General features: G+C 54.9%; 26 protein-coding genes and 2 pseudogenes. 8 read left to right on the top strand and 20 right to left on the bottom strand.

Features of this window, described 5'->3' with window-relative positions; all coding sequences use genetic code 11:
• Positions 1 to 569 precede the first annotated feature (569 nt).
• Positions 570 to 1,463 carry a LysR family transcriptional regulator gene (locus F6R97_RS04340; protein ID WP_038982881.1) on the bottom strand — a complete coding sequence of 298 codons (894 nt, stop codon included), beginning with the start codon at positions 1,461 to 1,463 and terminating at the stop codon, positions 570 to 572.
• Positions 1,464 to 1,557: 94 nt separating this feature from the next.
• On the opposite strand from F6R97_RS04340, the gene F6R97_RS04335 reads away from it, so the two are divergent.
• The 3 genes and pseudogenes from F6R97_RS04335 to F6R97_RS04325 all read left to right on the top strand — a co-directional run bounded on the left by F6R97_RS04335 (position 1,558) and on the right by F6R97_RS04325 (position 4,871).
• Positions 1,558 to 2,724 (top strand): MFS transporter, encoded by a 1,167-nt coding sequence (locus F6R97_RS04335; RefSeq protein ID WP_048392538.1) that lies wholly within the window; start codon positions 1,558 to 1,560, stop codon positions 2,722 to 2,724.
• A 216-nt stretch (positions 2,725 to 2,940) separates the two neighbouring features.
• Positions 2,941 to 3,261 (top strand): annotated as a pseudogene (locus F6R97_RS04330) (PLP-dependent aminotransferase family protein); the annotation flags it as partial.
• 62 nt (positions 3,262 to 3,323) lie between these two features.
• Entirely contained in the window at positions 3,324 to 4,871 is a 1,548-nt protein-coding gene (locus F6R97_RS04325) for a phospholipase D family protein (RefSeq protein ID WP_048393559.1), read from the top strand.
• A 468-nt stretch (positions 4,872 to 5,339) separates the two neighbouring features.
• On the opposite strand, the gene F6R97_RS04320 is transcribed toward F6R97_RS04325, so the two are convergent.
• The 6 genes from F6R97_RS04320 to F6R97_RS04295 are packed head-to-tail and all read right to left on the bottom strand — an operon-like array spanning position 5,340 to position 8,283.
• A complete protein-coding gene (locus F6R97_RS04320) occupies positions 5,340 to 6,389 on the bottom strand; it encodes a tyrosine-type recombinase/integrase (RefSeq protein ID WP_315866105.1) in 1,050 nt (349 codons plus the stop codon).
• Between the two features lies 1 nt (position 6,390).
• The gene (locus F6R97_RS04315; protein WP_315866104.1) at positions 6,391 to 6,633 is read right to left on the bottom strand and encodes a DUF4224 domain-containing protein; all 243 of its coding nucleotides are present in this window, start codon (positions 6,631 to 6,633) and stop codon (positions 6,391 to 6,393) included.
• 37 nt (positions 6,634 to 6,670) lie between these two features.
• Positions 6,671 to 7,168 (bottom strand): hypothetical protein, encoded by a 498-nt coding sequence (locus tag F6R97_RS04310; RefSeq protein ID WP_315866103.1) that lies wholly within the window; start codon positions 7,166 to 7,168, stop codon positions 6,671 to 6,673.
• 53 nt (positions 7,169 to 7,221) lie between these two features.
• Entirely contained in the window at positions 7,222 to 7,539 is a 318-nt protein-coding gene (locus F6R97_RS04305) for a hypothetical protein (RefSeq protein ID WP_315866102.1), read from the bottom strand.
• Positions 7,536 to 7,901, bottom strand: a complete 366-nt coding sequence (locus F6R97_RS04300) for a hypothetical protein (RefSeq protein ID WP_315866101.1) — start codon at positions 7,899 to 7,901, stop codon at positions 7,536 to 7,538. Before F6R97_RS04300 ends, F6R97_RS04305 begins: the two co-directional genes overlap by 4 nt.
• Before the next feature lie 49 nt (positions 7,902 to 7,950).
• Positions 7,951 to 8,283 carry a hypothetical protein gene (locus F6R97_RS04295; RefSeq protein ID WP_315866100.1) on the bottom strand — a complete coding sequence of 111 codons (333 nt, stop codon included), beginning with the start codon at positions 8,281 to 8,283 and terminating at the stop codon, positions 7,951 to 7,953.
• 150 nt (positions 8,284 to 8,433) lie between these two features.
• Between F6R97_RS04295 and F6R97_RS04290 the strand changes: the two genes are divergently transcribed.
• Positions 8,434 to 9,396, top strand: coding sequence for a HEPN domain-containing protein (locus F6R97_RS04290; RefSeq protein ID WP_315866099.1), 963 nt, complete (start codon positions 8,434 to 8,436; stop codon positions 9,394 to 9,396).
• Positions 9,397 to 9,580: 184 nt separating this feature from the next.
• Here the strand turns inward: F6R97_RS04290 and F6R97_RS04285 are convergent, their stop codons facing one another.
• Positions 9,581 to 10,081 (bottom strand): hypothetical protein, encoded by a 501-nt coding sequence (locus F6R97_RS04285; protein ID WP_315866098.1) that lies wholly within the window; start codon positions 10,079 to 10,081, stop codon positions 9,581 to 9,583.
• Positions 10,082 to 10,209: 128 nt separating this feature from the next.
• Here F6R97_RS04285 and F6R97_RS04280 point away from each other — a divergent pair, with 128 nt between their 5' ends.
• The gene (locus F6R97_RS04280; protein ID WP_315866097.1) at positions 10,210 to 11,076 is read left to right on the top strand and encodes a hypothetical protein; all 867 of its coding nucleotides are present in this window, start codon (positions 10,210 to 10,212) and stop codon (positions 11,074 to 11,076) included.
• Between the two features lie 317 nt (positions 11,077 to 11,393).
• Positions 11,394 to 11,654, top strand: coding sequence for a hypothetical protein (locus F6R97_RS04275; RefSeq protein ID WP_315866096.1), 261 nt, complete (start codon positions 11,394 to 11,396; stop codon positions 11,652 to 11,654).
• A gap of 33 nt (positions 11,655 to 11,687) precedes the next feature.
• Here F6R97_RS04275 and F6R97_RS04270 read toward each other — a convergent pair whose 3' ends face one another.
• Positions 11,688 to 13,493, bottom strand: coding sequence for a DNA cytosine methyltransferase (locus tag F6R97_RS04270; protein ID WP_315866095.1), 1,806 nt, complete (start codon positions 13,491 to 13,493; stop codon positions 11,688 to 11,690).
• A 68-nt stretch (positions 13,494 to 13,561) separates the two neighbouring features.
• On the opposite strand from F6R97_RS04270, the gene F6R97_RS04265 reads away from it, so the two are divergent.
• Positions 13,562 to 14,251 (top strand): hypothetical protein, encoded by a 690-nt coding sequence (locus F6R97_RS04265; protein WP_315866094.1) that lies wholly within the window; start codon positions 13,562 to 13,564, stop codon positions 14,249 to 14,251.
• A 119-nt stretch (positions 14,252 to 14,370) separates the two neighbouring features.
• Positions 14,371 to 15,174 (top strand): putative phage abortive infection protein, encoded by an 804-nt coding sequence (locus tag F6R97_RS04260; protein WP_315866093.1) that lies wholly within the window; start codon positions 14,371 to 14,373, stop codon positions 15,172 to 15,174.
• Here F6R97_RS04260 and F6R97_RS04255 read toward each other — a convergent pair whose 3' ends face one another.
• The 11 genes and pseudogenes from F6R97_RS04255 to F6R97_RS04205 all read right to left on the bottom strand — a co-directional run.
• Positions 15,175 to 15,513 (bottom strand): hypothetical protein, encoded by a 339-nt coding sequence (locus F6R97_RS04255; protein WP_315866092.1) that lies wholly within the window; start codon positions 15,511 to 15,513, stop codon positions 15,175 to 15,177. It abuts the gene before it with no gap.
• A gap of 156 nt (positions 15,514 to 15,669) precedes the next feature.
• A complete protein-coding gene (locus F6R97_RS04250) occupies positions 15,670 to 17,505 on the bottom strand; it encodes a hypothetical protein (protein WP_315866091.1) in 1,836 nt (611 codons plus the stop codon).
• 138 nt (positions 17,506 to 17,643) lie between these two features.
• The gene (locus F6R97_RS04245; protein ID WP_315866090.1) at positions 17,644 to 19,275 is read right to left on the bottom strand and encodes a YqaJ viral recombinase family protein; all 1,632 of its coding nucleotides are present in this window, start codon (positions 19,273 to 19,275) and stop codon (positions 17,644 to 17,646) included.
• The gene (locus F6R97_RS04240; RefSeq protein ID WP_315866089.1) at positions 19,272 to 20,129 is read right to left on the bottom strand and encodes an ERF family protein; all 858 of its coding nucleotides are present in this window, start codon (positions 20,127 to 20,129) and stop codon (positions 19,272 to 19,274) included. Before F6R97_RS04240 ends, F6R97_RS04245 begins: the two co-directional genes overlap by 4 nt.
• A gap of 274 nt (positions 20,130 to 20,403) precedes the next feature.
• Entirely contained in the window at positions 20,404 to 20,598 is a 195-nt protein-coding gene (locus tag F6R97_RS04235; protein ID WP_315866088.1) for a hypothetical protein, read from the bottom strand.
• Positions 20,598 to 20,786 (bottom strand): hypothetical protein, encoded by a 189-nt coding sequence (locus F6R97_RS04230; protein ID WP_315866087.1) that lies wholly within the window; start codon positions 20,784 to 20,786, stop codon positions 20,598 to 20,600. The genes F6R97_RS04235 and F6R97_RS04230 overlap by 1 nt, the downstream gene beginning before the upstream one ends.
• Positions 20,783 to 21,202 carry a hypothetical protein gene (locus F6R97_RS04225; RefSeq protein ID WP_315866086.1) on the bottom strand — a complete coding sequence of 140 codons (420 nt, stop codon included), beginning with the start codon at positions 21,200 to 21,202 and terminating at the stop codon, positions 20,783 to 20,785. The genes F6R97_RS04230 and F6R97_RS04225 overlap by 4 nt, the downstream gene beginning before the upstream one ends.
• 438 nt (positions 21,203 to 21,640) lie before the next feature.
• The gene (locus tag F6R97_RS04220) at positions 21,641 to 22,453 is read right to left on the bottom strand and encodes a hypothetical protein (RefSeq protein ID WP_315866085.1); all 813 of its coding nucleotides are present in this window, start codon (positions 22,451 to 22,453) and stop codon (positions 21,641 to 21,643) included.
• Between the two features lie 374 nt (positions 22,454 to 22,827).
• Positions 22,828 to 23,079 carry a DUF1654 domain-containing protein gene (locus F6R97_RS04215; RefSeq protein WP_050681156.1) on the bottom strand — a complete coding sequence of 84 codons (252 nt, stop codon included), beginning with the start codon at positions 23,077 to 23,079 and terminating at the stop codon, positions 22,828 to 22,830.
• A gap of 151 nt (positions 23,080 to 23,230) precedes the next feature.
• Positions 23,231 to 23,716, bottom strand: a complete 486-nt coding sequence (locus F6R97_RS04210) for a hypothetical protein (protein WP_315866084.1) — start codon at positions 23,714 to 23,716, stop codon at positions 23,231 to 23,233.
• A 442-nt stretch (positions 23,717 to 24,158) separates the two neighbouring features.
• A pseudogene (locus tag F6R97_RS04205) lies at positions 24,159 to 24,371 on the bottom strand (hypothetical protein); the annotation flags it as partial.
• Between the last annotated feature and the right edge of the window lie 15 nt (positions 24,372 to 24,386).

Below are 24,386 nucleotides of genomic sequence, written 5' to 3'. Positions count from 1 at the left end.
GCAGATAAAACGGGCCGAGTTATGGAACACAATGCCGAGCGGAAAGATTTTCACCAAACCCCAGAAACGACAAAGCCCTGAATAATCAGGGCTTTGTCGGTACAAATATGGTGGAGGCGATGGGATTGGAACTCATGGACCTGTTACAGGCGACGGTTTTCAAGTTCGAAGGTTAATCCTTGTATTTCAACATCTTAAGATTAATTAATGCTCTGGAGGCCTCTGGAATCAAGGGGTGGAAGTTTATTTGCGGAAACGAATTTGGCCGGTTTTTTGGCGTTCTGGGTGGGATCGCCCTAAATTTCGTAGCTGCAACCGAGAGACTGCGCTTGGTCGAAAGCGGCCTTCAGTCTGAAGTGGGATTTGGAGCCAGCCCTGGTCAGTCGTGACGGGCAGAAAACGGCCAGAAGCGGTCTTTCACGACGGCCATTTAAGACGTGCGGACGACCCATCAATGCCAGAGCTCACGATTGTTCCAGTAAGGCAAACCATCTATTGATAGTGCACCCAAAAATGTTTTGGTCACTTCAACATCACAAGTACCCGGAAATATCAGCTTACGCCTCCGCTTACATCCGGTGATGTTCCAGCAAGAAGTCCACGAACAATCGCACCCGCGCCGGCATTGCCGCCCCGCCGACGAACACCGCATGAATCGGTTCCTGGTCCCCGGGGTTCCAGGCTTCCAACAGCGGAATCAGGTCGCCGCGCTGCAGATCCTCGCTCACGCTGAACTCACCGATACGTGCAATGCCGGCACCTACTCGCGCGAGTTGTGCCAGCGCTTCACCACTGCTGCATTCGATGTTGCCGCTGACCTTTAGGGAAAACTCTTTTCCATCGCGGATGAACGGCCAGTTGGGTTCGGCACGCCGGAAGTTGAAGCGCAGGCAGTTGTGCTGTAACAGGTCTTCCGGTTCCTGGGGGATGCCGTGGCGCTGCAGATACTCGGGCGATGCCACCACTACCTGGCCGGTGTCGCCGATTCTGCGCGCGGTCAGCGGGCTGTCGGGCAGATGGCCAAAGCGGACCGCGACGTCGGCCTGCCCGCCGAGAATGTCGACCAGTTCGTCGCCGAGGGTGAGGTCGACGACGATGTTCGGGTAACGGGCGCTGAATGCTGCAACCAAGGGAACGATGGCCAGCCGCCCATGGCCAAGGGCGGCACTGACCCGCAATCGCCCCCTGGGTACGCCCTGGTCGGCGATGGCTTCTTCGACCTCGTCCATGTCGGCCAGGATACGCCGGGCGCCGCGCAGGAACGCTTCGCCCTCGGCAGTGAAGGTGATCGCTCGGGTGGTGCGCAACAGCAGGCGGGTGCCAAGACGTTGCTCGGTACGCGCGATGATCCGACTGACTGCCGAGGGTGTCAGGCCCAGTGCACGCGCGGCGGCCGACAGGCTGCCTTCCTGCGCCACGGTGGTGAACACGCTCATCTCACCTGACCTGCCGTTGAAATCCACTTGTGCCTCCTGCGCAAAGGTGATTGCCAAAAATGCTATCTACCGTCGGAAAAGACTGGATCGTAGCATTAGCGGCATAGATAAGGAGCCTTCCATGCGTATCAATCCACCACTTGTCGCACTCGCCATCGGTGCCTTTGGCATCGGCGTAACAGAATTCGCCCCCATGGGCATGTTGCCGGGTATCGCTGCGGATCTGGGCGTTTCCATTCCCGCCGCCGGTTTGCTGGTCAGTGCTTATGCGCTGGGCGTATTGCTCGGCGCACCGCTGATGACCCTGACCACCGGCAGGATTCCCCGGCGCTATCTGCTGATCGGGCTCATGGCGATTTTCACCCTGGGTAATCTAATGTCAGCTCTTGCCACCGATTACTACAGCCTCATGGTCGCCAGGGTGGTGACCTCACTGAACCATGGTGCATTTTTTGGCGTTGGCTCCATCGTCGCCGCCAGCGTGGTCGCCCCGGAGAAACGTGCCGGGGCGGTTGCGGCGATGTTCATGGGCCTGACCCTGGCGACCATCGGCGGTGTGCCGCTGGCCGCCTGGTTTGGTGAACTGTTCGGTTGGCGCACCGCTTTCTGGGGAATTACCGGCCTCGGCGTGGTGACCATGGCCGCGTTGTGGTTCGCCCTGCCTAACCTGAAGACGCCGCAAAGCGTCGGTGTAATGGCCGAAATTCGGGTACTGGGGCGTGGTCCGGTGCTGGGCGCGTTGGCCCTGACCGTAGTCGGATCGAGCGCAATGTTTACCGTCTTCACTTACATCGCGCCGATCCTCAGCAGCGAGACCAATAGTTCCACCGCCTACATCACCGCCATGCTGGTTCTTTTTGGTGTGGGGTTGACGCTGGGCAATATGTGGGGCGGCAAGGCCGCCGACCGCTCGATAGATCGCACCTTGATCGTCTCGCTAAGCGTTCTGATTCTCGTCTTGCTGGCGTTCACCCTGCTGATGCGTTGGACGGTACCGGCTGCTCTGGCCATCCTGATATGGGGTATCGCCAGTTTCGCCCTAGTGCCGCCGCTACAGATGCGCGTCATGGAAGCAGCGAAGGACGCGCCCAATCTTGCCTCTGCGGTGAACATTGGCGCCTTCAATTTTGGCAACGCGATTGGCGCAGCGCTGGGCGGAGCGGTGATCAACGCTGGTCTGGGTTATCCGGCGATTTCCCTGGCCGGAGCGGCGATGGCTGCTCTGGGGCTGCTGATGGTGTTGGCTTATGCCTGGCGTTCCAGAACGATTGAAGCAGCAGTGGTGTGACGAAGATGAGGGGAGTGGTTCGTTACCATCGATGAGTGGCGGCAAGTGGTAGAATTGCTGCCCTTGGCGAGGGGCGGCAATCGGTCAATTTTAGCCATTGCTGACCGGCAGCTTTGGGTCGACTGCAGCCCTTCACGACAAGCAGAAATCGGCCCATTGCTGCCCGTCACGGCGTGTTTGTTCTAGTAACTAGATCAAGTGGGATCACGTAAAGGCCAATATCAGCGCAGCCGCGACCTGATGATCGACTGGGTCACGCGCTACTTCCCCACCGGAACTCGGGCCAGCTGGCCCCTGGGCGATTTCATGCTCTGGGTGGAACTCCCGGAAAGTTTCGACACGCTGCGCTTAAACCGGGCTTTACTGGAATAAGGTGTGCAGATTGCCGTGGGCTGCATTTTCTCGGCATCGGGCAAGTACCGTAACTGTCTGCGAATGAACTTCGCTTCCAGGGCAACACAGGAAATCGAACAGGCGGTGCGCACGGTCGGCGCCACAGCCATACGCCTGCTGGATGAACTGGACGCTGAGTCGTAACCATTGGCGGGCTCGCGAGGTCAAAACTACACCCGTCGAGGTTGAGGACGAGCCCCATGCCCATGTCCCGGTTCTTCCCCGCCATGTTGCTCGCACTGCTGCTCGCTGGCTGCGCCACCACGCGCTTGCCCCACGACTTCAGCGAGGCAATACCCGCCAGCGATTCGGCTTTCGGGCGCTCGATCCAGGCCCAGGCCGCCCAGCATGAGGGGCGCTCGGGTTTTCGCCTGCTGCCTAACAGCAGTGAAGCGTTCCGGGCGCGCGCCGAGTTGATCCGCAATGCGCAGAAAAGCGTCGATCTGCAGTACTACATCGTGCATAACGGTCTCAGCACCCGGGCACTGGTGCGTGAAATACTGCTGGCAGCCGATCGCGGTGTACGGATACGCATGTTGCTCGATGACACTGCCAGCGACGGCCAGGAAGAAGTAATCGCTACCCTGGCCGTGCACCAGAACATCTATATCCGTGTCTTCAACCCTTTGCATCTGGGGCGCAGCACCATGGTTACCCGAACCATGGGCCGTCTGCTTAATCTTTCCCAACAGCACCGGCGCATGCACAACAAACTGTGGCTGGCCGACAACAGCGCAGCCATCGTCGGCGGACGCAACCTGGGGGATGAATATTTCGACGCCAAGCCCGATCTCAACTTCACCGACATGGACCTGCTGTGCATCGGCCCGGTCGCCGAGCAGTTGGGCCACAGCTTCGATCAGTACTGGAACAGCGCCCTGAGCCAGCCGATCAGTGACTTCCTGCTCAACAAGCCAACAGCCGAAGACTTGCTCAAGAGCCGCCAACGCCTGGAACAATCGCTCCAGACCACACGTATCGAGAACACAGCCTTGTACGACCACCTCATGACCTACCGGACACAACCGCAACTCGAGAATTGGCGAAAGCAGCTGATCTGGGCCCATAGCAAGGCGATGTGGGACGCCCCGAGCAAGGTACTGGCCGACGACGAACCGGCCCGCGCGCTATTGATGGCCACACAACTGCGGCCTGAGCTCGATAGCGTCAGTAAGGAGCTAATCATGATCTCGGCCTATTTCGTGCCCCAAAAGCCGGGCATGCTCTACCTCCTCGGGCGTGCCGATGCCGGTGTTGATGTGCGCCTGTTGACCAACTCACTGGAAGCCACCGATGTGCCGGCGGTGCATGGCGGCTATGCGCCCTACCGCAAGACCCTGCTCGAACATGGCGTGAAGCTTTATGAGGTGCGGCGCCAGCCGGACGACCCCAGTGGCGGTTCTTCCTTTGGCTTCAGTGGTGGCTCGGACTCCAGCTTGCACACCAAGGCCATGATTTTGGACAAGCAGAAGGTGTTCATCGGCTCTTTCAATTTCGACCCGCGTTCAGTGCTGTGGAACACTGAAGTCGGGGTGCTGGTCGACAGCCCTGAATTGGCCGGCTACATGCGCAAGCTGGCGCTTGAGGGCATGGTGCCAGCCGTGAGTTACCAGGCCCGCCTGGAAAACGGAGAAGTCGTCTGGGTCACCGAAGACGACGGCCGCCTGCATACCTTGCATAAGGAGCCCGGCGGTAAATGGCGCAGCTTCAAGGCCTGGCTCAGCGACAAGATCGGCCTGGAGAAAATGCTCTAGATCGAAGCCGGCGCCTCGAAGGCATTGCGCTGCCGCGCCAACAACATCAGACCCAAGGCGCCCGCGGCCATGACGCAGGTATTTGCCACACGGGAACTTGATATGTCCGACAACGACTTGAATTTCATGACCCCGTTTTGGCTCGTTCAGGCCTGATGGCAACAACACACAGCACTCTGTCCTCACAGCGGGGGCTGCGGAAACGATCCAGAAGCGCTGTGACAGAAGCTGCGTACCCAGAAACGACAAAGCCCTGAATAATCAGGGCTTTGTCGTACATAAGATGGCGGAGGCGATGGGATTCGAACTCATGGACCTGTTACAGTCGACGGTTTTCAAGACCGCTATTCAAAGCCGCTAAATCCGTGGCCTGTAGCGCTTTTTCGTTTCAATACTTTTGTTTTTCGGCCCCTCTGTAGACCGCATTCTACAAGGGGCGAAGTTTGAGTTTTGTAACGGGTTTTTGGCCTATTTTGACGGCTTCGCGATGGCGCCAATGCGACGGTAAACGCGCTCAGTGATGTCGCCCTTGGTGTGGCCCAAGAGCAGGCTGGCATCACCGACGTCGAGAATTTCAGATGCTGCCTTTGGCCTGATGTCACGGAATTGGAAGCTGCCAATTTTTTCGGCCAGGTGAACGTCGCCTTTCTCTTCAGCATCTTTCTTGGCCTTTTCCCGAGCCTTGTCCCACCGATCGCGAAGCATCTTCGCGGTCAAGCGCTTACCACGTGCGCTTACGATCAGATAGCTGCAAATGTGCTGAGCATTGCGCTCGGCCATTTTCGCGATCAGCAGCCCCAAGCTGTTCGCCTCGTCGCCGTCAGTCATCTGGATACGTAGCTTCTTGTGTGTCTTGTTCTGCTGCACACCCAAATATTTCCCCTCGACATCATCCTTCCTCATGACCAGAACATCTGCCGGCCGTTGCCCGGTCAGATAAGCCAGGTCCATCGCGTCTTTCAGCTCTTGAGCTGCCTTCTTGTAGACAGCATCCCAAACCACATCATTCGCGTAATAGTCCCGCGGCGTTTCCTTGTTTTTGCGCACGCCCTGGCAAGGATTCTCCTTGGTCGTTAGCCCCCATTCCCGAGCGATATTGAAGACGTGGGAGAGGGTGGCGATCTCGCGGTTTGCTCGAACCTTTGCCGTCCGTGCATCCCGGTACCCGGCAATGGTGGCCGGGGTGATCGAGTCGATGGGGGCGCTGTCGAACATCGGTCGGAGCTGCTTGATCTCTGACAGGTTGTCCTTCTGGGTGCGCGGCGCTTTTTTGGAGACGATGTCGCGGATGTACCGGTCGAAGATGCCCTTCATCGTGCGCAGGTCGAGCGGTTTTTCCTTGGCTTCAAGTTCTGCCCATTTGATCCTGGCCTTGTCCAGGTCTTTGCCCAGTGGGATCGCCTTGCCGGTCAGGTCCAGGTAGTAATAGGCGATCCAGTCCTTTCCGCTTTTCCTTGGCCGCGTCCATTGATACATACGGGGCGGCAAATTGCGTGTTTCGGCCTTGCGGGGTCGCATATCAATTCACTCGTGAGAAATCGGGCGTCCATGCCGGCGTCGCCGGTGGAGGGTTTGGGTCAGCGATGGTTGGGGAGACCATCCCCAGCTTCATGCGGGCGTACATCCGGCCAACCAATGGGCGCTTGCCGCGGCTTTCGATGAACACCCAATGACGGTCTGTCAGCCAGCGCCGCTGGTAGGCCCTGGCCTTGTAGCCGGTGAGATCTGCCAGTTCTTCGTCTGAGAGAATTTCAGTTTCCATGTTGATGCTCCATGCCGCGCGTTGCGGCAGAAGGTGATTATTGGGTGGCTGACGCTTTGGCATGTCCTACGCACACCTTGGTGGGTTCGCCCCGTTCATCCAGGTGTGCGTGGCACATAAAGCCTTTGCGGTCGTGGGCCATGAACTCAACATCGCAAGTAGTTCTGGGCGACTGATTGGCAATTGATCCCAGCCTGTAGGCGCACCCATGGCACGCGCCTTTCGGATCACATTTGCTGGCGATTAATACGCCCTGGCATGCGCCGATGATGGTTGGCAGGTTTACGCTGATGAATTTGTCGGGGTGGACGCCACATTCTTCGATCAGCACCTGGTCGCTCATTTCTGCGCAGTTCTCGGCGACCGCGTTGGCCATGCCGATGAACTGAGCCAGCAACTCCACCAAGCGTTGCGAGCCGTTTGTCTGGAGATAGCTTGTCAGCGCCTCCCTCCGCATCGCGAGATCGAGCTGAGCAATGCCCGTCAGGTCGATGGCATCGCTTCGGGTCATGCTGTATTCGCAATTGGCAGGCATGCGGATTCCTCACCCGCCGTACACCGGCAGGCTGTGAGTGGTCAATTTAGGGTTTACAGCTGGATGAAGTCGGCTGGGACGCGGACGGTGTTGCCGTGTTTGGCCCAGACCACGGCGCGGAACACGGCTATGGTTCGGGTTTCGCCGTCCATGCGGTGCCAGGGCTCGCGGTCGGTACTGGCCAGCCATGGGTAGTGGTAGCCGCGCTCGCACCAGACGCCGTACTTCTCGATCAGTTGCTCGGCGTCGATTTGGGTGAAGAGCTGTAATTGCCCAGCGGTAGGCGGCTGATCACCTTCAATTGCGGTGATTGCCCAATCCAGCGCCGGGCCGGCCAGCTCCTCGGTACCGATACTGACCATTCGGCTCATTGTCGACGCCCGGCTACAGCTTCAATCAGCTCGCACTCAGCGGCCAGCTTCAGAAGGTTTTTTGTAGTCGGCCTAAAACTGCCGGTGTCCGGGTAGCATTCCAAATCATGACCTTCAGGAAATTCCTTGAACGAACCGTGCCATGGCCAATTCATGCGCCAATCTTCCCATACGGTATAAGCGTCCTGGCCTTCACCCCAATAATCGGTGCCGCCGCCGACACTCAAGCAGTGACTATCCCTGGTGCCCTGCTCGAAAGCGAGCACTGATGGCTCATCTTTATCCAGCCATGCCTTGCGGTATTGCGCCGGATAAATCGCTACCAGTCGTTTGCTGAGCTTTTTCTCAATCCGCGCCTTCATCACCGCGGCCCCTTGTAGCAATACACGTAGGCGAACCAGGCGAGGGCGATCATGGCGTCACCCGTCGGCCCCAGATGCAAACAGGGCCATCCTCGGCGTCGTGAATCGACAGGATGAACCAACCAGGTTCGGCGGGGTGCTGAATCTCCCACGCCGAGCAATCAACCTGGCCGTCATCCATGTAGGCGTCGAACACATCGCTGGGCACGTCGCCCTCCATGTAGGTGATCTTCGTTTCCACCTGGTGGCGCAGGCACCATTCCTGGAACTGTGCTTCAGTGATTTCGTCGTCGAACTCAGACAGGTAATTGGGGTGAGACCACCAGCCCAGCGCGTCGCGTTCAACCGGTAGGGCATCAATCAAAACAGTTTCTTCAGGCATGACTGTTCCTTTGCCGCTATAGCGGCTGACTTTGAAGGGTAAGAATTTCAGGCTGCCATTGAGGGCAGAATGAAGAGCTAAAAGGTGGAAGCTCGTCTATTTCTTTTTTGTATGAGAAAGTAGTGGGAATTTAATTTAGGTGGGGTTTGTATGTGGAAGGTAAAGCTATTAACTACTGTTAGGTATTTGGATTTCAATGTTCCTTCTGGTAGTTATGAGTTTATGCCCGGCGTTAATCTAATTGTCGGGGCTAAAAATGTATCAGATTATATTGGGTCAGATTTTAGGCGTTATGCGGGGGAAATAGAATATGCTCATTTTCAAAGAGCAAGTAATATAGTGGTTGGTGAGTTTGATCATGCGGCTTGGGGTGATGATGCGACTTCTTCAGAGATTCTGTTTTGTTGGTTGGTGTGGATTGAGTGGATTCTGCAAGATTCATGGCTTGTCTATGATAGTTGCATTCACAGTGAAATTGCTTTCGCAAAAAAAAGTGAAAAAAACAAATCGGTAGAATGGTCGAATAATAACTTGGCATCACATGCTAGCGATTCTTATGGAAGTCGACTAGCTGTAACAACTATTAGCTTGAATGATCTGGAGCAGTGGATTGAAAGGAGTTTAAAGCTTAGGACTTATATACATGAGCGTGGTGTAACGATTGCAACTCCTGTTATATCAAAGAGTTATACTCGGTTTGCTAGATTCATAAATTTTGTTCAGTTGGCACGTAGGACCTCGCATCCTGCTATGAAAATAGCTCAGATGTGTAGCGCTCTTGAGAGTTTGTTTTCTACTGACACTTCCGAACTGACTCATAGGCTGTCCGAGCGAGTAGCGATGTTCTTGGGTGGTGACGGAGAAGCGATGGAAAAGAGCTATCAAATGATGAAAAAGTGTTATGCGGTGCGATCTCAAATTACGCACGGATCTCATATTAAAGATAGTGTGGCTGAGCAGATACCTGACATGAGTTTCGATATGATGGTGATGTTGCGAGAAATAGCATTAAAAATTATTGATAGTCCAGAATTATCCAAACTTTTTGATGGTGATAACGACGGTATTGAAGCGTATTTCAGGAGGCTTTTGTTCGGTATAGCTAGGACGTAGTGAGCCGGGTTTCCCGTTGTATGGCTAGCACCAAGATCACGAATTAGTCTTCATATGTTCACGACGTTGTGGTGAACAGCTGACTGTACCGTTTCGACAATGCGGCGTAGAGATGTGAATTCGTGGTTTTCTTCGACGGCCTTATCGCCGAGCGGGTAATGCCATTCCTCGCCGAACAGCTCAGTCAGCAGTTTGCTGTGATGCCAGCATTCGTTTGAGCTTTCGATGCTGGGCAGAACGTCGATGTCATGCCAAAGCTCCCGGGCTTCACCTTGCTCAGTTCGCCGAGCTCCCAGTCGTAGCGCCCGGTCTGTTGCCGACGGCGCTGGACGATGCACTTCTTGGCCAGGGTATGCAGCGCGTCACCGCTGAATCGCGTGCTACTGATACCGCGATCCAAGCAGTTCAGAACGTAATCCCAGCCGCAGTCGGCTACGAACTGCGCGACGGTACGCGGCCCCATGCCGCCCCAGTAGGCGTTCCAGCTATTGTCCCAGCAGTTGATGGTGATCTTGCCCTGGGCGGTCTGGTAGTTCGGGTTCGATTCTATCGGGCAGTCGCGGCGGCCGAAGTCCTCGAGGAACACTGTGATCGGATCAAGCCGCGGCGCGCCGGTAATAACCAGCTTCGTCACTGTCGAGCGCTCAACCTTCAGCGGCTCGACGATTTTGTTTTCTGTAGGCATAGGGCATCCTATGCCGGGTCATGCCCGGACGGTGGAAGTGAGTCGGGTAGGATCTAAAACATCGATAGTTGGAGGCGGCAGTAAAATGTGTATAAATGCCTGACTGGCCACGGGTGTGATGGATTGAAATGAAGAAAAATCAGGAAGTAGACTCTGTACCTAATGACATCGTTGGCAGTGGGGCCGGCCTTTTGGTAAGAAAGCGATGCTTTGTGGTTACCCCAATCGGCGGCGGTGACTCCCCCACACGCCGCGCAGCAGATGGATTAATAAGTTCGGTGTTGAAGCCTCTCCTCGCGGAGTTAGGTTTTGACGTTTTTGTCGCTCATGAAATCTCCATAACTGGCTCTATATCAAGGCAAGTTATCGAGCATATCCTTGAGGATGAGTTGGTTATTGCAAATCTTTCAGAACTTAATCCTAATGTAATGTATGAATTGGCTGTAAGACACTGCACCGGTCTGCCCGTTGTAGCGTTAGCTGAATCAGGTACGAGACTGCCTTTCGATATTTCAGACGAAAGAACAGTTTTTTATACAAACGACATGCGCGGAGTTTATGAGCTCACGCCTGCGCTTCGGTCCGCCATTGAGGACGTTCTAGTGCGCGGAGAGACGGACAATCCTATTTCTCGAGTCCAAAAAAATCGTGTTTTGCTGGATAATTTGGATCAGGGAGACGCTAAGACCATCCTCATAGAGCGACTGGATAATATCGAAACGCTCCTGAATGAAATTAGATCACCTCGATCTAGATGGAAATCAGAGACTTCTAAGCATGTAGCCAGGATAAGGTTAGAAGGTAGCAAAGAGAACATTACTTCTTTTGTTGATAAGGTTACAAAAGAGTCTGGTTTTTATAGTTGTGAAATAGATCACGCTTTAAGTGGTGGAGCCGATCTGTCGATTGTTTTTAATGGCCCAATCGATATGCAGCGGTTGTCTATGATATCTAATGCGGCAGGGATTTTGACGATGGCGATTACTTCATTTTGACAGATCACTTTTAGACTTTTGGCGCAGAGTCGTGAAAATTTTTATCTGCGCCGCACCGACTAGCCAGAGTGCCGCTAATTATCTCGAAGGACGTTTTAAACTCCAAGCTTGCAGACCTTGTCCAACTGCTGCGATATTTTTGCGCTGATCACAGTTTTAGGTCGCGCCATGTTGGCGAATCGCCCGGACTCATAAGCCGTTGCGCCTTCGAATTATTCGATTACTTTAGCTGGCGTGGATCCTCGCCGGCTGGCGTGATTCGTTGAAGTGGGGTATTTGTGTTCGTCCCGGCATGGGGCCGGATCAAGGAGAAAGCAATGGATATCCAAGAAATGGATATTGGATTCGCCCACCAGGTGAGCCTGGAGTTTTATGACAGGATCGAAATACGCCTGGGCGAGGGCAGGCAGGTGCCACTCTGGGGGAAAAACAAGGACGTCATTGCTGATGACGAAGATTCAGGCCAAGCAGTCCTTGTTTTTACATCGACAATTCCTCCAACGAAGTCAGAGGTGCAGCACGTTGTCGAAGTGCTCAGCACTCGCTTGAATGATGGATGGTACTTCGATCTGGCCTAACAGTTGATGTTCAGCGCAATAGGCGAGGGTGGGTCAGGCCGCAAGGCGCTGGTAAAGCTCGATGATGTCTGCGGCGTTGGCGCCGACCAAGGCTTCAGCCTCGTCCGGACAGACGCTATTGCCAATCAACCGCACTTGGTCGGTCTTGTTTATGTCGCGCCATTCTTCTGCTCCTGTGATCGGGTCGACAAATAGCCCGCGGTCGATGATGTAGTCCTTGTCGAAGCCCTGCGCTGCCTTCAGCTCAGGCGGTTGCAGCATGCGCAGGGTGATATCCACCAGGACATAGCCGCCAACCATCACCATTTCGGCCGGGTCTTTGAAATGCTCCGGCAGGTATTCGTGCATGAATGCGGCACAGCGGCGGGCGCCTTCCAATTGCTCCAGCGTCAGCGTATTTGGCACCTGCACAACCTCGACCAGCGCAACCCGGCCCTTCGTCGGCAGTGTATGCATCGGCTCGCGCAGCGATATCCCGTCCTTCTCGTTGCCGTAGTACTTCACCAGGTAGGCATTGACCAACCGCTGATTGGCGCCGGTCTGGCAGATGGTCGAGATCGGATCATAGGCCGATCGACCGTCGCCCTTGTAGAAACCACCGTTCGCCTGTTCGAAGAACGCAGCCGTTACCGCATGGTGCCCGGTGCTGGTAGCGACCACGCCAAGGGGATTGTCAACATCAGCCCCAACCGAACCTTTTCGCAGAGTGACCATGTTCGCCGCGGCCAGCGCGAAGTGCCCGCCCTTAACCTGGGCAACTTGCGTGCGCAGAGGCTCCAGCGCGCTAAAGTTGCGCTGTGCTGATCCATTGGCACACTCGGTGAGAAATGGCGCGGCCACCGGCTGCACCAAAGCGTGATGCGTGCCGCCGGCGCTGATGGTCGACAGTGCTTCATCCGTGCCGTGGGTGCTGGTGTGCGATTCCGATGTGCCGCGCATCGGCACAATGAACGGCTTCGCACTGGTCAGCACATGACGCCAGCAGCCCTTGGCGACGCGGCGCATGGTGTTCACCGCCATTGGCTTGTCGCGGAATATGGTGCGGCCGAGGTTGCTCCAGTCGATGCACTCGGCGGCAGTGCGCCAAGGTTGCTGTTTGGCGGTAGGCGTCTTGTGGCGCTTCGGAGCCGGCCAGACGATCGGCTTACCATCGCTTCGCGCTACCAGATACAGACGTTTGCGGATGGTCGGTGTGCCGGCGTTGGCCGCGATCCGCTCGCGCCATTCGACGTTATAACCGAGTCCGCGCACCAGTGCTTCCATCGGTACGAACTCGCCAATGGCCTGCATGATCTCCGGCATATCCGGGTGATCGTCGGGAAGCCCTGTGCTGATCGCCGCAATGAATGCCTTGAAGGTGCGCCCGCGCTCCGCCTTGATCGGTTGACCCTCGTCGTCGATCGGTCCCCAATCGCAGAACTCTTCGACGTTCTCCAAGAAGAGCAGCCTCGTCTTGGTAACGAAACACCAGCGGATCACCACCCACGCCAGCCCGCGAACGCCACGGTCACGCGGTGCACCACCTTTGGCCTTGCTGTGATGACGGCAATCCGGTGATGCCCAAATGATTGCCACTGGCTGTCCGCCGGTTGCTTCCCGCGGATCAACCTCATACACGTCGGCAACGTAGTGCGCCGTCTGCGGGTGGTTGGCGCGGTGTACGGCCAGGGCGATCGGGTTATGGTTCACGGCAACGTCCGGTTCCCGGTACGCCTGGGCAATGCCGGTACTCGCGCCGCCGCCACCGGCGAACAGGTCAACAACCAGTTCCTTTTCGAACGGCAGACCCATGCTTGGCTGGCCATGGATGAACTGGGGGTGTTTCTGGTGTGCGGACATAGGGGGCCCTCGCCGAGAGCCTATTGCTTCGGCATAATCATTGGAACTAGTGTTTTGGGAGAGGCAATTTGAAAAGGGATTGGGTCGTATGGCTCGGATGCGTTTCGCTTTTCGGTGCTGGTGTTGTGTGGGGAGCAATACCAAAAGGTACGGAATTTTTCGACGTAAAAAACGTCCATGACCTTGCGGAAATTATTGGATCGCTTGCAACAGCAGCAGCGTTGATTTTTGCAGTTGCTGGGTACAGCGCTTGGAAGAAACAGGTCGTCGAGACTTCAGATCATGAACTAGCCAAAAGAGCGTCGCTATCCTTTAGAAAATACAGGACGGTACTGCCGGATGCCTTTAGAATAACTAGTGGTCTGATGGAAAGAATTAATTTTCAGGTTAGCTATCGCGAGACACCTCATGAGCTATTGGAGGTTGTGAATGAGGAGTTGTCTAATTTGAAAAATATCAGTACCGAAGTTCATTCATTAGCACTTGAGTGTAGGAGCTCTTGGGGGGAAAGTGTTTGGCCAGCATTTCAAGATGCGTTTTTTTTAGGCGATCATTGCTTGGTATGTATTGGTGCTTTTGTTTCCTGGTCAAAAATAGATATGCCTGATAAATTAAGGGAGAAATACGCTGTCTCGGCGATTAACTCTTTCGAAGCGGTAAAAATTTTGGCTGGTGAAAATGTATTGGAAATTGAAAACTATTTTGAGGAGAAGTTTGGGCCGCTTCATCAGATGCTCAATGAAAAAAAACTGAAGTGATTGTCCGGTATAGGCACAGCCCTCCGTGACCGGATGCGACAGTGGGGGTAGTGGCAATTTGGTTTGAATTGAGTTATTAAGACACTAAGGTGTTGTAGCCAAATCATGGTGATTTGATAGTGAAGAATTGGAAATCGGGTCTGGCAATAATTGGTGTGTTGCTGGTAGTAGTTGGGCTTTATGTCGCTTACTACAATTTTTTGTATGAAGGCTATCTGATCGCGACCGACAAAGACGGTGCATTGGTTGGCGTAAGGTCAGGAACTTTTGGTGACGCTTTTGGTACGCTCAATGCACTTTTTTCGGGTTTGGCTTTTTCTGGTGTTTTAATAACGCTTTTGCTGCAGAGAAGGGATTTGGCAGGAAGCCAAGAGCAGAATGCTAAACAGCAAGCTGAATCTCAATTTTATAATATGCTCAGTCTCCAGCAGCAAGTTATTCAAGGGTTTGATTTACATAAGCCAGTTCCAAATGCGCAACATACGATTCAGGGTAGGGACTGCTTCAGGGATTGGGGGAGAAAACTTATTACCAGATACTCAGAGCTGGACGAAAAATACAGCAGTTTGTCTACGTTGGAGAGGGCGCTGGAGGCATACCAAAAAGTCTTGAAGTCGCATCAAGGAGATTTAGGTCTTTATTTTAGGAGTTTATACTCCGTTTTCAGGTTTATTGAAAATACTCAGCATGTCGATAAAAAACATTTTGGATTGGTTGTGCGGTCTCTTCTGTCTGATTATGAGTTGGTTTTGTTGTTCTATAACTGCCTAAGTGTGAAGGGTGAAAAATTCAAGCGGTTTGCAAAAACCTACGCGTTATTTGATAATTTGGATGTTGAGTTGTTAATTACTAGTAAGCATGTCCGGTTTATGGACAAAGAAGCTTATGGGGAGAACGAAGAAGCTCTTAGTTTCTTCAAGTGATTAATCGGTAGCAGGAATAGGCGGGCTAATTTCGTCACCCGGATCGCGCTTCAGCTCCGCCAAGCTCTCACTCCGAAACATCCGCGCCACGTTTTCATTTATCTGCACTTTGTGGCGCGGGCTTTCGATTGCCTGGTATGACAGTGTCGGCCCGAGCGCATGAGCGTTCAAAATCAGGTTCTGCACCGCCTCGTTGATTTCCTCGATGCCGTTCCAGACCATCAGCTCGTCAAGCTTCTGCCGGGTACCGAGCCGTAACCGGTGCCGCAATTCCTTCTCGTCGTACTGAATCCGTTTCGCGGCGGCCTTCGCCGATCGCTCTTGTCCACTCTTGGCCATGGCCTACCTCTTCAATTCCGCTGGCCGGCAGGTCCAGCCAGGACTGCCGGCGTCGTTGATTTACCCAGGTGTTGATCCGCCTCAAGCCTGTCCACCCGGGGTGACGCCGCTCTCTCTCTGGCGATCAGTTCCATGCGCTTGATTGAATGCCCATGGTTAAGTTAATACAGAGGTGGCTTTGAATACTGCTGTAGTACCAGCCAGTCCTGAAGTGGTGCATTTCCATCGATCCGGCACACCTGCACCTGTAGCAATGTTTTCAACGACATGCCCTTGAGTGTAATAAAACCCATCAGTCGGCACTGCAGAGGCAGAGTGAACAGATACAGACTGAAGCAAGAATTCAGAACCAGTCACGTAAGGTTGTATGCGCAGGAAAGTGGCTAGTCCACCGGCGGGGATAGTAATGTCCCGTCCTGCGCCGGTAACCATGTTGCTGCCAGAAGCGTTCTTAATAGTGACGGGGCCGGTACTTGCCCGTAGCACTAAAATTTGCCCTGGCAGTAAATTGCTGGATATATGGGACAGTCGTACAGTGCGATCAGCATTAGGGGCTATTGTCCCAAAGCTGTGTGAGCCCAGATCAATGTTGCCGCTAGCGTCCATAGCAGGCGATTTCTGTGGCAGGGTAGGCAGTATGGTAGGTCCGGTAGCATCAGTGCGCAGGCAACCCCACCAGTTGATGCCATTGCATTCGTTAGCCCCAGAAGACGTATCGGAAACCAAGTGGTCGTAAGACCCCTCTACAACGTTACCCTGACCCCAATCAATTTGGCCTTTGGCGCCTAAAGTCACGATATAACCTGATCCGGGTACACCGCCTGCTGTGGTGCCGATACCGGCATTGGCAAAATGGTTATTAGATAGACTAATGGTGCCGTTGCCTGTCATGGTCACTGCTTGTGCCAAGGTTTCATACCAGCAACCATCAGATGTAATATTACGCGCAGAGCCATTTACCCAAAGACCCTTCTGCGATCTCTGAAACGAGAAGCCATCACTAAACGTGATGTTGTGGCCGGATCGATCGGCATCACCTACACCGGAAACATCCGAAGTACTCTCACCATTGATGCCTTCATACGCAGTGGTTGAAGGGTCAGGATCAACTGTTACTTTGACCGAGTACTGCGCACGCTTGACAACAGTGGAACTGATGCTTTCCCCGTGGCCGCCACGTACTGAAATCTGACCATGTTGCCCGGTAAATAGCCAAGGCTCACCACCATCCTGCACCACAACTTGAACGCCAGAATAATCAATCCACTGGTGTGGTCGCTTAGAGTTGGCGTGGGTATAGCCACCACGAGACCAGATACCATTTTTGAAGTTCCAAAAACATACATCAACTAGCTTGGAGTGCCAGAATCCGCCATGTACATAACCAGCGTCGTACTGTGCATGGCAATAAAACCCCCATTGATTTTGGTTAACTACAGCTGCCCCGTATACAGAGGAAGACGATCCGCAAAAAGTAATACCGCTGATGTGAGCAGCTTGTACCGGCCCGGGAGCCAGTTCCAGCATGCCATATGGCTTGCCATTAGCAGGATCAAAAGGCAGGGCTGAGAGGTAGGTGTTGCGAGAACCCATACCTTGCAGCGGCGTGCCGCTGTAGTGAGTGATTCGGGTAACCGGATAAATGCCGGCAGTAAAACTTACGCCATACCCTCCATAGTTTTCTTTGGCCATAGACCGCGCTTTAGCCTGCGCACCCGCAATGGCCGGAGACCAATCCCATGTCGTCGGGTCGGACGGGTTAGGCTTAGTGGTAATCAGATGGGTGAATTCCCAAACACTGATCCAGGTAGTGCCTAAAGAGGCAGCGACTGTGCCTGCGTTAATAGAGGCCATAGGTGACCGAGTCCAACTAACTAACGCAGCATCTTCGGTGGGAACTTCGGCTAGTAATACGGTTTCAACCTCTGTCGCAAGGTTTATATTGGTGGTGGAAAGTGTGTCTACCACCTGATGTAAAGTATCGTTCGACATAAACACTCCATGTTGTTAAGTGCAGCAACTGAATCAGGCGGTCATTTTTTACGATCGCCCCATTTCATGATTTCATTTAAATCAGCAGGCCCAATCAGGACTGCCGGCGTCGTTGATTTACCACTCGCTTGATCTTGCTCATGCCGCGGCGTTCACCAGAGTTACGCCGGCCATGCTGAACAGCGAACCTTGTTGAGTAACCAGGGCATCGAGCGCATCCCAATTCACGGTCAGTACGTTGAGTGGTGCAAGGCCGCCGGCAACGGCGTGCACTAGGGCTTCCAGATCCGCGACTTCCGCTCGATAGGCCACTGGCTTTGCTGAGGCCGCGGTGGGCTTCGCAATTGCGGCAATCGCTGGAGCGGCTCTCATCGGGGAGGAGTTCTGTGTTGGTTGGGCGGATGGTGGCTCGATGATCGGTTTCGCCTCATCTGCAATCCGCTGCAACTCCTCCTTGCGAATGCGCTCGCGCTGCGCCTCTTCTTTGTCAGACTCGGCTTTCTGATGCTCCGAGATCCGTACTTTGATCAGGGCGACCAGGTCGTCATTGGCTTTGAGCACCAGTTGCTGGACATCGTTGAACAAGAACATGTAATCGGCGGCAAGCTCGACCAGACTGGTTAAGTTGACGCGGATGCTGTCGCCGATCTGATTGGCAGCGATTTTCGCCCGGGCCAATTCCGAGTCGGCGGCATCGCGCAGGCTGCTGATGCTCTTCTTGCCCTTGATGGCGCTGGCGAAGTCCGCCGCTACCGTTGGCATGCGAGCCTTGCCGCCCAGCGACGTGTTGATCTGGTCGATGTGGGTTTGCAGCGCTTTAGCCGCACCCATGACGATGTCTTCGCGGATGCTGACCTTGCGAGCTTTTACCAGTTTTTCCAGTTCGAGGCGCTTTCTGCGTGCCTCGGCGCTGATCTCGTTGATGGTACGGAAGAGGGCGTCGATGCTTTCGGTTTGGCTCAGCGCATGCTGCTTGGCGGCTTCCAGGCGCTCTTCAACATCTCCACACCATTTGACGGTCTTCTCGGCGTCCGCGAAGTGCTGATCGGTTTCCAGTTCAGTATTGATCGAGTCAAAGACCGCTAGCGAGTGAGCCTTGAACTGCTCCAGGTTGCTGGCGGTGACCATGCCGGTGACTTCGATGCGAAGCGCTGGCAGGCTATCCGGCGTCTTGCCGACAGCTTCCGGCATAACCTCGACCGGTGTGAAGTCGAGCAAGTCAGTCTGGAACTGCTTCCATCCTGCAACGAGTGTCGCGGCGCGGCCAGGCACCGGTGTGTATTCCATCGACACGAAATTGTTTTCGGTCCCATCGGAGCAAACGAAGATCACTTTCTCGGCGCCACTCACCAGCAGTTGCTGTTCGAGCTGCCAGTAGTAGTGCGGGTCAAGGTTGCCGGCCAGTACGTCGGCGGCGAGCTGCTCGTTCCACATTTTGTGCTCGAACAGTGTTTCGCCGAGCATGGTGCAGCCGTCGAGCGAGGCGAGCAGGTCGCCGTCGGTACCAACGACGGGAAAAAGGTCTTCTCCGATCCGCGCTTCCAGAATTGGCCGAGCTAGGGCTTCAGCTTCATGGCCTTTGTCGAATAGGTATTTTTGCACCCACCACGATACGTCGCGGTCGAGGCCGGTCTTTTTGGCGCTGAGCAGCTCGGTGCGCTTCATCTGTTTCGAGGCGCCCATCATGGCCGGTGCCTCGGAGGCGGTGAAGTAGTTGGCGCGGAGCGCATGCCAGGCTTCGGAACCTTGGATTACTGAATGAATTTTCAAGATGCGTCTCCTTCTTGTGATGGTGCGATGATTGCGAGGATGGTTTTTTTCTGGTGCTCGGTTAGAGATGCCTTAAGCCCGAGCATCACGACGATGTGTTCAGCAGTTTTTTGCCCGCCCAGAATCATGGCGACCCACTTAGGGAAGTTCTCAGCGAACTTTTCGGGAGGGTAGGGAGGAAGAGCTTCAGGTTCCGGCGGCGAGACCTCCGCGGGTGGAGTCCCCGAATTACCGTCATCGTCGTCATCGGTCGTGGTGACGTTGAAAATCATCTGAGTCAGGTATCGCCGGCCGTAGCTGATCGTCGAGCCGTTCGCTTGAACACCGGTTTTGTTTGTCTTACCGCCAGATCCTGCGGCATCAATCGGCAGGTCTAGCTGGTAAAGCTTCGTATGGCCGCCGGCGTGCATGCATTCACAGGTAACGCGAAGGTGGCCAGGCAGGCGAGAATCGGCGGTGCCGAAGGACAGCGAAAAACCTTCCTCTGTGAAGATCGGGCTGATCGCTCGGTCGATATCTTCGAGTCTGGCGTAGGTGCTGGCGGTGTGTTTGTTGAGCGCGTTGCGCGTCACCGGCTTGATTCGCTTCTGCGCGCTGACCATTGCGACGCTGAATGCCGCCGAAGCCTGTCGGTCGACGTGGCGCTCGTGCATCTGCATCAGCCGCTCCATGTTGCCGACATCGACATTCGGATTGGCGGCGACCTGGATAATCACGGACATGATGCTGGCAGCGTCGTTAGATTGAGCTGCAACCTCGGTTGCGACATTTGGCGATCGGCGCTGATCGATGGTGGTGACCACGCTCGACTCGACACCCTCCACAACTTGGCTAGGTTTGCGCTCTGCGGACATACGGGTTCCTTGCCGCGATGCACGCAGCGTTGAAGTGTGGAGTTATTGGGTTACGCGATCAGCGAGAGCGCTGAGCAGCATCAGAAAGGCGAAGACGGTGATAGCGGGGAACGAGCCGCGCCAGATCAGCAGGCGCCGCGCCCGCTGGCGGCTGGTCACTCGAAGAACCTGTGAGCGACTTGCGGTGGCTGGCAGACGCCGGATGCGTCTCGGATGACGTTGTAGGCCAGCATCACTATCAGCAGGCCGGCGGTGAGGAGCCAGAAGATTGGCTTCATGACCGAACTCTCACCGCAATCCGACCGCCCTTCATGGTTGTCGCCAGACGCTGAGGAAGATTCGCAACGCGCATTTCCCGCGGCTTACCGATCAGTTCATTGAAGGGGAGGCCAAAGCCTAGCAAGATCAATTTCGATTCGATCTCGTCGAGCTGCTCATCAATCAGCGTTTTGACTGGTGATGTCGTCATCATGCCTCCTTGCGCTGCTGGCAAATGTTTCGCAGCCGCTTGCAGTAGTGGTTGAATTCGTCAGAGGTGATTGCGCCATCGGTGAATAGGCGGGTGATCAGTGCCTGGACCAAAAGACTGATGTCCTCCTGGCCAATGGGTGTGGCCACGCCGTCGAGCGCCTGATCAATCAGGATGTGCGGGCTCACAGGTCATCGTCCTCAGCCTTGGCTATCAGCGCGTCATCGGCGAGCGGCTGTAGCAGTGCGTCTGCGATTTCGCCAAGCTTGCCCAGCGGGTGGTCGCTGTTGCCAAGCAGCTCGGTCACAGCGGTCTTGTCAGTGCTCCCAATCGCCGCCCTGATCAGCAGCCAACCCAGTGCCGGGGTATGCACTTCGCTATCGGCAAGGCGGTTGTTCACATACTCATCCACTGCCAGGGCGAACTCATCAGCGGTCACGCCTTGCGGAGCGTGCATGCGGCGTTGGAACGACACGCTGCAGCCGCGAAGAAGTTCTTCGGCTGCGTTGTAAAGCCATTCGGACCGAGCGTCCTCATGCGGGCTGTGGCTCACTGGAGGCGGCTTGCGGTGGTGTTTAGGCAAAGAACTATGCGGGGTGTTCATGATCGCCTCCAGATCGGCGAGATGGATTAGGGCGAGGGCCGCCCTGCATCCTTTTTAAACATATTGACCGTGAGGCCATTCAGGGTGATCCATCGGGCTTTAACCGGTGGTCGTCCAACAAAACTCGGCTGCACTCATCCGTTCCGCTGGTTGCCGTTGGGCGCGGAGGGGAGTGCATGCGGGTGGTGTCGGTGGGGAAGGGGTTGCCGGTTACGCTGTCCGGCTCCAGCGCTGACGCCGCGATAAACGACCTGGCCAACTGGACGATGGTGATGCAGGTGGGCGGTTATAGGCCGCGATTTCGTCCGCATCGGTAGTCGCTGTCGCCCTTGCCATACCCGCACGCGGAGGCCCGTGGTCCATCCAGACAGCGACTACCGATGCGCTCTCATAGAGAGGCTCGGGCAGTTAACGACAGGCTGTCGTGGCGCTGGTTGTTCAGTCGTAAATGCCGTAGCTGAATTCGTCTTCTTCGCAGTCCACCAGAATCATGGAAGCGCCGAAGTAGAGTGCAGCCAGAAGCTTCTCGAACTTCGTTCTGAATCGCAGCGTCTGGCCAATCTTCTCGTTATCGATCTTGGCTGCGTAGACGGTGCCGACTTCGCGGCCCTTTTCGTCACGATCCGTCCCGCGCTTGCTGAATGAGATATGGATGGCGTTATCCAGGCTGTACTCGTCACGCTCGCGGCTGCTGTAGAGCGAAGAGTCATCCTTGGGCTTCTTGTCGAAGTAGATGTGCAGGCCGCCATAATCGGATTCTTTGAAGCGTATATCCGGATGTTCCCAGCGCTCCTCGGCAGCGCTTTCCTTGTGATCCTCGATGAAAGCGTCCATGAGGTCTCGGAGACTGACCACATCCGGCATCTGATCCTTAGTTAGGACTTTGTCGATTGCCTCCTGTGCGCGGCGGACCATATCGGCCTCTACACCGCTTGTTTCCCACTTTTCTTTCAGCGCCTTGGCAATCAAGTCGTTGTAGCGCGTCAGTTCGAAAACAGTGGTCAGGTTGGCGGGTAGCGCCGACTTGATGGCCTCCTCAACCTGCTTGCTCAAGTCGCCGTAACGACCAAAGCAGTTGTCGATTACCTTGGTGAACATGATCTGCACATGCTCGTCGATTATGGCTTTCGGCTGATCACTTTCGGCAAAGGCAGTGACTCGCTCAGCCAGCAGCGCTTGAAGAGTTTGCTCGCTCATTTGGTGCTCCGTGCTTGTCGGTTGTTTTCCCAATGCACCCGTCACCAGGTGCATCAGTGAAAAATTCCATGTTGCTCGCGCTTCCTACTGGGTCATTCGCCAGTTCGGTCAACACCTCGTCCGCCGTCGCAGTTCTGCGCGTTGGTAGCCTTTCGGGGCTATCGGATCGCCGGTCGCCAGTAGTGGCAGCGCGATTTTGTTCACCTGACTTTCTCTCGCCCCACAGGTGTGGCCGGGGCTGACCTCCCGGTGAATAGCCGGGTAATCGTGTATGGCGCAGGTTGTTAAAGAGCGGCGCGGCTTTTCGCTGCTGGGCCGATGTTGCGTTGGCTTGGATGCAAATATAGGTAAACCCATATTTAGAGTCAATGGGTATTCCCATATTTTTATTTTGACCGATAAAAAACCCGCTCGAAGGCGGGCTCATTTCAGGCTTCGCAATACTCTCGCCACCCGATCCTTACCGCGCCGCTCTCTAGGCGCTCCATGCTTACACCGCTGGTCTCTTCAATCTCCTGAAGGACTTGCTGCCATGCTTCAGCGGGTTCTGCTTCGAGTCTGGTCACGGTTATGGCTTGAACCTTCTGAACGCCAGGCGCAGCTATCAGGCGCTGGATGCGCCGACCAACCAATTCATATGAGTCTCTGGTTTGTGATGCGGGTGACGCGATTTTTGACATAGGAAGCTCCTTGCTAATAACTGTATGTATATACAGTATTGTTCCTACCATATTTTGGCAAGAGAGATGTTCTATCTGGTGCGGGGTAGGGGGGCTTCTTCTCCGGGCACAAAAAAGCCCGCGCTTGGCGGGCTTGGGTCTCAGAACAACTTTACTCGGTCACTATCACTTTCACTTCTTCACCGTCGGCAACTGAGATTTCGCGAAGCAAGAATCCGCCTTGTTCAGCTAGGCCATATTTGGTTGGAGCCTCCCAGACAACGTTGCCTCCTATGTAGTACTTTCCAGCAGGAACACGCTTATATGAGAAATTTCCCGAGCCGTCAGCCTGGGTTCTTCGGGTGTATTCTCGAACTCTTGGATCAGCTTCTTCAAGGGGTTGCTTCGCTTTCACTGCTCGATATAGCACTGCGCTATAGCTAGTGGCGGGAATCAGTAGGATTTCACTACCGGCACCGTACTTCACATCACCACCCCGAGTTCTGAGAAATAACTGTCCCTGAATCACGCTGGTGCCGTCTTTTGCGAGGGCCTCGTACTCGCTTGCTGGGAACTCACCAAATGCGATTTTGTTCTGAGCACAGCTGGCGAGTAGGGCGGTAGCGAACAGTATCGCCAAGCGGCTTTTATGATTCATGGCATCCCTCCAAAATTGGGTGAACGACTCGTATTGCCATCATCGGTGGCACCCGTTCAGTCGCTTGCATCAGGCTTTTCCTCGTCTTCCGGCTCCCATCTGGCTATCAGCCCAGCCACCGCCTCAGCTATGCAAATTGTGTTTTCGGATAGCACGACTAGGTGGTCATCGATCCGGCCAGATACGGGCCGCAAAGCCGCGCTAATTAATCCAAAATGCCGATCTCTCAATCGCGAATCCGAGGGTTATGACGCTCTGATTGATTCGATGGAGCAGGGGGGTGTTTGGCATGGCTTATTCTTCCATTGACAGAGGAAAGCGTAGTCCAGGATCTAAAGCTGGCACACCGTTAACAAATTCAAGGCAGAAAAAAGCCCGCGCTTGTCGGGCTCATATTCTGTTGTGCATACCGGGAGACAGCCTCCTTGATCAGTCCGGTCCTTGAGCCTTGAGCCTTGAGCCTGGCCAGGCCCTGTTTGATATGCCCGGTGTTCTCGCGGATCGTATCCAGAGCGCCGCGGACGTTACCGCCTATCTCGATCGCGCCTTGACTCTCAACCAGTAGAGTCAGCTCCATAATGGCAGCCTCTAAAGCGTGTTGATTTTCGTGCATACGATCAAGTACATCGGGGAGGGAGTATTCGGTGCTGGACATAGCTTCGATTCCATT

The sequence above is a fragment of the Pseudomonas sp. JV414 genome, from assembly GCF_032424305.1.
GTDB lineage: Bacteria > Pseudomonadota > Gammaproteobacteria > Pseudomonadales > Pseudomonadaceae > Aquipseudomonas > Aquipseudomonas lini.
The sequence above is the reverse complement of the archived record's forward strand: the minus strand, read 5'-3'. Positions and strand labels throughout refer to the sequence as shown.